The 10,013-nt window shown below is 35.4% G+C and carries 8 protein-coding genes and 2 pseudogenes; 1 reads left to right on the top strand and 9 read right to left on the bottom strand.

What is annotated here, in order from left to right; genetic code table 11:
• Window positions 1–319: pseudogene (locus AC1DOS_RS14400) on the bottom strand (hypothetical protein); the annotation flags it as partial.
• A gap of 133 nt (window positions 320–452) precedes the next feature.
• A pseudogene (locus AC1DOS_RS14395) lies at window positions 453–895 on the bottom strand (DUF4275 family protein).
• A 377-nt stretch (window positions 896–1,272) separates the two neighbouring features.
• On the opposite strand from AC1DOS_RS14395, the gene AC1DOS_RS14390 reads away from it, so the two are divergent.
• Window positions 1,273–2,508 carry an IS110 family RNA-guided transposase gene (locus AC1DOS_RS14390; protein WP_477538050.1) on the top strand — a complete coding sequence of 412 codons (1,236 nt, stop codon included), beginning with the start codon at window positions 1,273–1,275 and terminating at the stop codon, window positions 2,506–2,508.
• A gap of 171 nt (window positions 2,509–2,679) precedes the next feature.
• Here AC1DOS_RS14390 and AC1DOS_RS14385 read toward each other — a convergent pair whose 3' ends face one another.
• The 7 genes from AC1DOS_RS14385 to pdxR all read right to left on the bottom strand — a co-directional run bounded on the left by AC1DOS_RS14385 (window position 2,680) and on the right by pdxR (window position 9,868).
• Window positions 2,680–3,087, bottom strand: a complete 408-nt coding sequence (locus AC1DOS_RS14385) for a DUF6194 family protein (protein ID WP_477538049.1) — start codon at window positions 3,085–3,087, stop codon at window positions 2,680–2,682.
• A 238-nt stretch (window positions 3,088–3,325) separates the two neighbouring features.
• Window positions 3,326–3,901 carry a hypothetical protein gene (locus AC1DOS_RS14380; protein WP_477538048.1) on the bottom strand — a complete coding sequence of 192 codons (576 nt, stop codon included), beginning with the start codon at window positions 3,899–3,901 and terminating at the stop codon, window positions 3,326–3,328.
• Between the two features lie 449 nt (window positions 3,902–4,350).
• Window positions 4,351–5,430 (bottom strand): DUF418 domain-containing protein, encoded by a 1,080-nt coding sequence (locus AC1DOS_RS14375; RefSeq protein WP_477538047.1) that lies wholly within the window; start codon window positions 5,428–5,430, stop codon window positions 4,351–4,353.
• Between the two features lie 902 nt (window positions 5,431–6,332).
• Complete coding sequence (locus AC1DOS_RS14370) at window positions 6,333–6,875, bottom strand: hypothetical protein (RefSeq protein ID WP_477538046.1); 543 nt, start codon at window positions 6,873–6,875, stop codon at window positions 6,333–6,335.
• 327 nt (window positions 6,876–7,202) lie between these two features.
• Window positions 7,203–7,721 carry a YcxB family protein gene (locus tag AC1DOS_RS14365; RefSeq protein ID WP_477538045.1) on the bottom strand — a complete coding sequence of 173 codons (519 nt, stop codon included), beginning with the start codon at window positions 7,719–7,721 and terminating at the stop codon, window positions 7,203–7,205.
• A 290-nt stretch (window positions 7,722–8,011) separates the two neighbouring features.
• Entirely contained in the window at window positions 8,012–8,197 is a 186-nt protein-coding gene (locus AC1DOS_RS14360) for a BshB3 potential contributor to bacillithiol synthesis (RefSeq protein WP_477538044.1), read from the bottom strand.
• Window positions 8,198–8,428: 231 nt separating this feature from the next.
• Window positions 8,429–9,868, bottom strand: coding sequence for a MocR-like pyridoxine biosynthesis transcription factor PdxR (gene pdxR / locus AC1DOS_RS14355; protein WP_477538043.1), 1,440 nt, complete (start codon window positions 9,866–9,868; stop codon window positions 8,429–8,431).
• Window positions 9,869–10,013 lie beyond the last annotated feature (145 nt).

The raw sequence follows: 10,013 nt of genomic DNA, 5'->3' as shown, positions 1-10,013 counted from the left end.
CAATTCCATCTCCACCATTAAATGAGTTTATTATTGTACCATTCAAGTCCAGGATAAAAACATTATCTATGTTCGTTTCATTCCTTGCATCGGCAATTAGGATTTTATCTGTGTCGATCCATCTAACAATTGAATACTTCAATTTTATAGGAGGAGTGAGACAATTATTATCATTTATAAATATCAAAAATTGTCTTTTTTCTTTTAAAATAACTAATAGTCCATTATCGTCTTTCCAATCTGCATCAATGATCTTATAAGAACCGAGTTTTGATGCTGTTTTTGAAAATATCACATCATTAATTATATCTATAGGCAAACAAATTCCTCCAAGTCACACATTAAATTTTATTCCCTTTTTCTTCAACTAAACTACCCCGTTAGTAGAATAAGAAATGAGCTGTCTAAACAGTTCAATGATCTTTAACTAAAGCACCCGTTAGTTAAAGAACTTAAAGCTTGCTATCTATTATTCGGCTAAAGTATGGACCGCACCATCCAGTTTCGTGTGTTTTTACATAAGTCCAGTTAAATTCTTTATCAACAACATATATATCTTCTTCGTTTATTAGGTCATTAGCAATAAACATAGATGCATTATTAAGAATTAACGCATAATCTGAGTGTTGATAAAAAATCTAACAATTGTCCTTTAGTCCATTATTAAATGCTTTTTCGGCTTGTTCATCTTTTAAACAATCTTTTTTATCAGTACTAAATATGTGCCATAAATAACCACAAAAACCGCTATTATCATACAGATAAATCGATTTCTTTTCTTCATCGCTAATATATTTGCGAAATTATATTCCCATTGCTTCCGTAAATATGGTCCCCATTTTGGTATTTCTGTTACCTTAACTTTTTTATTTTTAAGTATATCAACTATCTCCATTTAGTACCTCCAACAGTAAACGAAACTTATAAATTAAGACTAATATTAAAGGTGAAGTTCTTCAACTAAACTGCCCTGTTAGTTCAATAAAAAAAAGGCTTCACTCCTTATTGAAGTAAAGCACCCGTTCGTATTATAAGGTCAGCCAGATATTTCTGGTTGACCTTTTTTTATATCGATATATGATGACGGTAGCCGGGGTAGAACGTAAGCACCCGTGGGGCAAATGATCCCGTCAACTAAACAGTTCGCCCCCTACTTGTAGAAACATGATTGAGGCTGGTTGGGACTATGATCTCGTATAACAAGCGAAGCTATGATACTACATGAAGGTTTAGGGGTTACCGGTTAATTGTATGACAAGGAGGAGAAAAATGATGCATCCAGTCATTGGTCTGGATGTGGCAAAAGGTGAAAGTCAGGTTCAAGCATTCTTGGATAAAAAGCAACCGTACAAAAAGAGCTTTAAAGTAGCACATACACTTAAGGGGCTGACAAGCCTTCTAGAATTTATTGGGGAAATAGAAGATGTATCTGGAGAACGGCCACCCATTGTGTTGGAATCCACAGGACATTATCATACACCAATTGTCCAATATTTCGAGGACAAAGGATTCTTGTTGATAATGGTAAATCCACTCGTTTCATATCGAGCAAAGAGTTCTAGTTTACGTAAGGTAAAGACTGATATCATTGACGCTCGGCATCTCTGCGAGATGTTCTATAAAGAAGACCTAGAGCCTTATAAACAACGAGGAATCCAGCTCTTAAACCTACGAAACCTTACAAGGCAACATGAAAACATTACAGGTATGTATGTACAAACCAAACTGCAATTCCAATCCGTTCTTGACCAGGTATTTCCTGAATATTGTGGGGTTTTTGGTGACCTATATTCAATTGTTTCTTTATTAACATTACAAAATTTCCCTACTTCAGAGGAAGTTTTAGCAGTTGACGAAGAAACAATCGCGAAGAAAATAAAAGAATTATGTAAAAGCCGGTCTCAGCTATGGGCAAACGATCAGGCAAAAAAATTAAGGGCTGCAGCAGATCGCAATCCGTTTCAAAAAACCTTATACAATAGTCTTACCTTGAGTATTGATATGTATATAAATATGCTTCTTGAATACAAAAAACATCTATCCAACCTTGAAGAAGAGATAGATGTTTTAGCGAAAGATATTGAAGAATATGAGATTCTCCAATCCATACCCGGTATCGGTGAAAAAATCGCTGCAACGATTATTTCTGAAATCGGGGAAATTAATCGGTTCAATCATCCTAAAAAACTAGTGGCATTTGCGGGAATTGATCCGAGTATCTTTGAATCTGGTACATTCAAAGGAACTTTAAATCGGATTACCAAAAGAGGTTCAAGTAGACTAAGACACGCCTTGTATATGGCCGTTAAGTCTGCCATTCGTGATTGTCGCAAAAAGAGAACGACAGAAGAAATCATACCTCGTAACAAGAGACTACGAGAGTTTTATGATAAGAAACGTGAAGAAGGAAAGCCTTTTAAAGTAGCTGTAATAGCCTGTGCCAATAAACTTTTACATTGGATTTATGCACTATTAACAAGAAAGTCTACTTTCCAAGATATAGCCTAGTTTAAAAGTACAACCAAATAATCCAAAGCTTTCCAAAACATTCATTTGGAAGGTTATTTGGTATGCGTAAATGTAGTATAACATGAACTATTTACTGTCTTCATTAAAAGATGTTGACAAACTATTGGCTGGTTTAGTTCAATAGGGGCCGTGACATTCCTCTTCAACATTCTAATTCTTCTTACGTTGAAGCCGAACTTCCGCAATCGAATGTGCCTCTACAATGAGTCGCTTCGTTTCTTCTAATTTGTCGCCGATTGGATTAAGGATGCAGACAAAGTATTGCCTTGCATAATGAGGATGTGAGAGGAACACATTTAGTACCGAATAATCGATATCTTCATCCAATTGGTTAATGTTGAGTTTGTTGTATGTCTCTTTGCTTACTCCTATATTGATGCGAAATACATCATTTCGTTCAAGATTGGACACATTATCAAAGTCATTGTCTGAATTGGCAATGGTTACGAACGGTAAACGGTGGTCGTTTCCAACAAAAAATAACGTATATCCGAAGTTCTCCTCTCGTTGAACATTCGACAATTCCATTACAAATTCTTCAAATTCCACTTCGGTCATAAGACTCCCTCCAGTTGTTAAAAAAACTCAACGATACTCCATACTCTTATCTTAAAATATAGTTCAACTTATATTTTTTATTCAATTATTCGGCCACGTTAGTTCAATAAGGCGTAGTAAATATGCCGTCTTTTATTAACTGTTTTTTTGCAACACAAAAAGGAGCTTCTTGAGCTCCTTTACTTGAACTAAAGCACCCGTTAGTTTAAGTGTAAACCTTCAAAATCTTTGTAAACACTTATTCCTTCCATCCTATTGCTATATCATTAGAGGGGAATTCAATAACCAATTTAATTTGAGGTGAATAAATATATCTATCCCAATTTCTAACTTCTTCAACTCTGTGAATAATTCTGCTCAATTTTGTTTTAATGACAAATTGAAAGTTAAGATCAATAATATAACATATTTCATTATTTATTTTATGATTTTTAATTACTAGTTCTGCTAATGCACTTTCATAGTCAATAAAGTTAGAAAATATAGTTTTGTAAAATATAAGTCCCCACTCAATTCCATTATTACAAAACGGAAATACTTCAAATATTTCATCTTTGATTTTTTTAGAGTCTTCTTCAGATAAAATTTCTACTTCTTCTTTATAATCAATATGATTCGGAAATAACTCATTAACTTCCTCTAAAACAAATTCATATTCTCTTGTTTCCTCTTCTTCGATTCTTTTTTGTTTTTGCTTGTCTAACAACTCTTTGAAACGTTCTTTTCTATCCTTACACACCTTATTCACCCCAAGAAATAGAAATATATCTATCATTATATAATATTGTAGTGGTATATCAATTCCATCTGTCATTAACCTGCCCCGTTAGTTGAATAACTAATTGGTAATAATTCTTAAATGTTGAATAAATATAAGACCGTTATCATTGTTATAAAAAGAGACGTGAACAGCAACACAGTTTTTGTCTTTTTAGAGATTTCTGGAAACCTTGAATTTATATCTCCTATTAACACAGTATAGGAAAACATAATCAATCCAATTACTATTCCCCTCGCGATATCTTCTTTGCTTAACATACTAAATGATTTATTAAAGTTTTCATTCAGATAAAAGATGCACATTCCAAAAACCGAATGTAGAAAGAAAAGATATAAGAAATATTTTAATTGAACCATAGACTTAATTACTACTTAAAATTTTATGTATTCAATAAGAAAAATTAACTTACTGCACAATACGGACCTAGAGTGCAAAAAAAAGTTATAAGCTTTAGGGTGTGTATATGGACACTTTTACACGACTCAGCACAATCTTCGCATGATCAGTTCAACCGGGCCTCTTTTTATCCATTTTCTCCACACATATGAAAAGATCATGGCAATAACGAAATAGCCGGATCCATACACGATTGCAAAAGAAAGTCTTCCATTTTCCAAATATCCAACTGTCTCAAGAAAACCCAATCCAATTAATACATGCCCGATATAATGAGATAACGAAAGCTGTCCGGTATTGATTAACGCCTGCGTCAGACGAGAATCCCCTAATTTTTCGACCACATAAAAACAGATAGAAATGACGGCCACCGCTAAACATGTTGCAGATAAAACATACAGCATCGTAGGTGGCATCGGTTTCGTCGTAAACAAATAGTTCGCTGATTCAATATCAAGTACAGAAGAGGTCCATTTAATCAGGCCATAGGAAATCGCCTCGAAAACAACAGCCCCTGACAACGAATAGAGCAGTATCATTGGTCGGTTCCCCCTGTACAACCAACGTTTTCTACCGAGCCACAGGCCGCTCAGGAAAAAGCATAGCCAGGGAAAAATTGGGTGGAATCCGTTGAATAGAAGATTGCGCGTAAATCCTTCTATCGTCCAAAAGCCTGTATATTCGTGAAAGTTCGTGTCCCAACCTTTACTGTAATCGAACGCGATCAAAAACGACTGCGATGCTAACAGGATAACCGCAAACAGGCTGAGTATTATGTTATCAGATACTGTAATCAAGACCGAAGCTACAAGCATAAACAATGCGTAATAATGCAAAATATCGGCGCTCCAGCCCATTAACAAAAGAAAAATACCAATTATGAAAAGGAAAGCAGCTCTCCGGTACAAGGTGTTCCGACTTTGACGAATAACGTCCTTGTTCATGGAAACTCTTGATTTGGCGGTCATTAATGACACTCCAATGCCCGCCAGCACGACAAACAATGCTGATGCCCTTCCCTCAAACAGACTTGCTATTGCTCTCAACCATGCCGGACCATCGTTTTCTGCCTGCATCGCAAGCTTATAGTTCACGATAATCATTCCGAAGATTGCCCAGGCTCGCGCATAATCAAGGGCGGTTATACGCTGTGTCGATTGACTCATTACACGAAACCTCCTTTTATAATGATTTTGAAAGGCATTTGTGCTCCCAAGGTTGAGTTATTGATAACAAAAATATTTATGGGTTTAAAGAACTATGGAGTTAGTAAAATACTATTATATTCCAAATTAATGAGATTTAATATTGAAAAAAAGGGCAATTTGAAAGTGTGAATTGAGTTGCCAGAAACAGATGCTTTATATCAAATGCGATTAGCGGTTAATCGCCTGCTAGATAGATTTGAGAATACCGTAATTGACATGCCTCTTTCCCAAACGAGCATTGTTTGAAGCCCTTCCCCTTGTGGAAATAATTTGTTTGCTTTTTAGCACAATTGGGCATTTAATTGAATTTTATTGTTAGATAATCCTATCAAGTTATAAAAATAATACCGATAGATGAAAAAAACTCTATCGGTAAATTACAATTTTATGTAATTACATCAATGACAGCGACAGCGTGCCAAAGTTGAATTGGTGGTGTTCCAAATACTGCTATCGTTCTTCAAATTCATCATGCTTTTGAATGGTGCAAGGTTATTAACCTGCCCTGTTAATTCCAATAAGTTCAACAAAAAAAGCGTTAATCCTTCTTATCTTAACCTTAACACCTAAACAAAAAACGCCTAAAATCTTTATATATCAAGGGTTTTGGGCGTTACAAGAATGGTTGGTTATTTACGTTAAAACGGTATTTGCGAAGTGTTCCAACACAAGAAAAAGAACTGGCCAATTGTATGCTCCATACACCGTTGGTTGACATAACACCCCGATGAGGAAGTAGTCGACTTTATTACTCCATAAGAAAAGTTGCCCTTTAAAGGCAGCTGGCTTCACATTTGTATATATACCAACTGACATAATGTTAAATTAAAAAATCGTCCGATTGAACGGACGATTTTTTCTTATTGTGCTACTTCGCTGGCAATGCTTGATTCTGCTAAGCCAACTTCTTTAAGTACCTTATTTAATTCATTGTCAGCCTCTCCAAATTTTGCACGTGCCTCATCTAATACAACTTCACCTTCAGCAGCTAATGCGTCTGCTTTCATTGTATAAGCTTCTTGTATTTTGTTTAATGCTGAGTCAATTGTTTCTTGATGATCTTTTAATTCAGCAGGAACTTCTAATTCTTCTACTTTAACCGCAGCATTTGCAGCAGCTATTCTTGCAGCATCCTGCATTTTTTTAAGCTCAGCACCTTCTGAAGGTGCTTCTTCAGTTAATGCATTTTCATAAGCATTTAGATCTGCATCTACAGCATTAATAGATTGAGAGATTGATAAGTAAAACTTCATCATATCTCCAGCAGGGTTCTCTTTTTCTTCAGATGTAGTTTCTTCAGATTTAGTTCCTGCAGTCGTTGTAACTTTTTTCTCTTCTTTGTCTTCAGAACAAGCTGCAAGAACTAAAGAAAGTGAAGCAATAAGCAATAATAGTTTTTTCATCATTCAATCTCCTTTAATCTTGGGAATATTTAGTTATATTACCATAGCTGGACTTACCTGTAAATGAATTTCCAATTATTCAGCCATTTAGTTGAACAATTATAAAGCCCTTTTTATAAGTCATGGCATAGACCATGCAGAATGGGTTGACATAACCCCCGGATTGGGAAGTGATAACCTTCGTTCCAAACTTGAATAGACATTGAAAAATGTTGAATGAAATAGGCGAGATCAGGAAGATAAATAAAAAAACCGAGGCGTAACAACGCCAACGGTTTCATAGATAGGGGTTGCTACAATAGGCAGCCTCATTTTTTATTTGAATTCCTATTTCTGTCTCGGTATGTATGAGTTAAGATAATTTCTCATTGCCTCTGCATTACTTAACTCTCTTTTAGGAATTATATAGGCACTAAGCGAGCTGTTATAAAGATAGAAATTATAGTTGTCCTCTTCGAAATTTTTTAAACCAGACCAACTTACTCTGGTGTCACCATAGGTAGTAGAATCTTCAATTCCTTCTTCTGTCATAATCAAGTGATGTTCACCTAATAATCCATCGTTCTTACCCTCTCTTATCATTTTCTTAGTATTACGGATAACATAGTTATAGAAATACTTTGGAAAGAAAATAATCCACAGAATACTTATTATTAGAAAATATATAAACATCACTGGGAATGACGCATTCATAACTGTTGTAAATATATAAGTTAAAATGATAAAGAATATAGGTGGTAAAAATCTTTGCATATTCAATGCTTTAATGGCAGTTTTAGAATTTTTAATATGAAACAAATTGAATTTCAGATAATCCTCTTCTGTTAGCTTGTAATTTATCTCCATTAATAATCTCCTTTTTGATTTTGATTAAATCTCTATTACCAACTCTTGATCTCTTCCTCTATTATTATCTACATTATTATATCATTTCCCTCTTAACTAACCTGCACCGTCAGTTCAAAAAGTTCAACAAAAAAGCGTTAATCCTTCTTGGATCAACGCCACCATTGTTATTCAAATATCGTGTATTCGCAGTTTAAGAACCCCCACTACACGCAAAAAATCGCACAGGAGCATTTTCCCGTGCGATTTCTTCACATTGAATAGTCCAGCCATCCAAAATGTCAGCTATATTAAAACCAAAAAATCAACCCTACAATGACCAGTACTGGAATTAAAGCGATATACATCCATGCCTGGTTGTACATACTTTTTGCACTGCTATAAACAGCGTCTCTTTCTTTTGTAATTAACAGTGTACTTACCAGAGCGATACCCATAATGATGGCAACGATAATTAATATAATGAGATTGTTCATATTTCCTCCTTGAAGTCAACTTTATAGTAAACGTTCTCTTAGAATCTATCCTTGCATTCAATCATTGAAGTGATTACTCTTGATACAAAAATTGAATTTCTACTTTTTCCTACTGCTCTATCGCATATTATTATCATAAAGGATTTACTAAATTTATGACCATCCATTTCGGCATTAATTATACCATCCACTTCCACACTGTATAAATCATGATTCTTTACAAAAATAAAATTACTCTTGAACCACCTGCAAGGCTTCTGCAAATCGTTTTATTCCTTCATGTATATTTTCTTCTTTTTCCCTCGCGTATGTAAAACGGACATATCCCTTTTCCGAACCCATTGTTGTTCCGGGAACATATATAATCCCTCTTTTTATGGATTCTTCAAGTAGTTTCATTTCATTAATTTCTTTTCTCAACTTGCACCATATATGAATGCCGCCCTCGGGAACATGAAAATCAACTTGATTTCCTAAAAAAAATCTAAGGCTTTTGACTATTTGATCTCTTCGCTTCTTCAACTGCATGATTAACTTTTTTATATGTGCAGGAAAGTCTTCTGATTCCAGGAAATCATTTGCAATCCATTGCGTGAAGCTCGAATGTCCAAAATCAATCTGCTGCTTCGCATCTGTCAATCGTTCAATAACCGCTTTTGGACCTATAATCCACCCAATCCTCAATCCGGAAGCCACGATTTTTGATAATGAACTTATATACAGGACATTCCCATGGGAGTCCATCGACTTTAATGTGTTGACCTCATCGTCCATAAAGGAAGTTAAACTGTATGGATCATCTTCCACAATGGGAATTCCGTACTTAGATGATATGTCCAAAACAGCTTTTCTTCTACTATGGGATAGAGATGTACCAGTTGGATTCTGGAAAGCAGGATTCAGGAAAATCATTCTGATTTTATGCTTTTTATATAAGGATACTAAGTCATCCGGATTAATCCCTTCCTTGTCCATAGGCAAATAATAGGTCCTGATGCCTGCAGATTTGAATATGTGGAGACTGTAAGAATACGATGGATTCTCTATAGCTACTGCATCACCCGGCTTTAACAGGCATTGGATGACTAAATGCAAAGCCTGCTGTGCACCCGAGGTAATCAGGATTGAGGACGGATCAATTCCCTCCAATTTCCTTTCATGAATCACATGTTTTGCAATTGTATTTCTTAATATCACATTTCCCTGAGGGTGATCATAGCCCAAGCTCCCGACAAATGACCTGTTAGATGCAATACTTCTCAGCGTGCCCTGTGGGAAGAGATCTTCTGACAATTCTCCACTAGCTAAATTGATCAATTTATGATCAGCCACTTCTTTTCGGATTTTTTGGGTTACCGGTAAATTGGGCAAAATAGAGCCAGCCTCAATATATCGATTCCAACTCGGAATCCGTTTCTTCGTAATCCCCCATATATTTTTATTAATTGTTGTTCCGCTTCCCCTTTTTCTTTGGATTAGCCCATTAGATTCCAATTCATCGTATGTTGACACAACTGTACTGCGGTTAATGTTATATTCCTTGGCCAAGAACCTTTCCGACGGAAGTGGTTTATCATGCGGAAAAGTACCATCCGATATTCCTGCTTCGATATAATCCGCAAGCTGTTTATAGATCGCTTTCTTGGCATTTCTATCCGGCATCCAGTTCATTTTTCACATTCCCCTTTAGTACATTTATCATTGAAGTTGATATTGTGTTTTATGTCACGATCTAGTTACTATTTCCTTTGCTTGTCTCTATTATGGCACCAATAACACCTGGAGAAAAATTAATAGCTATTCGCCAGATTTGCCT

This window comes from Paenisporosarcina sp. P5_A11 (assembly GCF_056400705.1).
Note: the sequence above shows the minus strand (reverse complement) of the source record. Positions and strands in the feature narration are given on the sequence as shown.

Bases quoted from the DNA above. Each gene is read 5' to 3' on its own strand.
- AC1DOS_RS14390 (WP_477538050.1), top strand. From the start codon at position 1,273: ATGCATCCAGTCATTGGTCTGGATGTGGCAAAAGGTGAAAGTCAGGTT.
- AC1DOS_RS14385 (WP_477538049.1), bottom strand. From the start codon at position 3,087: ATGACCGAAGTGGAATTTGAAGAATTTGTAATGGAATTGTCGAATGTT.
- AC1DOS_RS14380 (WP_477538048.1), bottom strand. From the start codon at position 3,901: ATGACAGATGGAATTGATATACCACTACAATATTATATAATGATAGAT.
- AC1DOS_RS14375 (WP_477538047.1), bottom strand. From the start codon at position 5,430: ATGAGTCAATCGACACAGCGTATAACCGCCCTTGATTATGCGCGAGCC.
- AC1DOS_RS14370 (WP_477538046.1), bottom strand. From the start codon at position 6,875: ATGAAAAAACTATTATTGCTTATTGCTTCACTTTCTTTAGTTCTTGCA.
- AC1DOS_RS14365 (WP_477538045.1), bottom strand. From the start codon at position 7,721: ATGGAGATAAATTACAAGCTAACAGAAGAGGATTATCTGAAATTCAAT.
- AC1DOS_RS14360 (WP_477538044.1), bottom strand. From the start codon at position 8,197: ATGAACAATCTCATTATATTAATTATCGTTGCCATCATTATGGGTATC.
- pdxR (WP_477538043.1), bottom strand. From the start codon at position 9,868: ATGAACTGGATGCCGGATAGAAATGCCAAGAAAGCGATCTATAAACAG.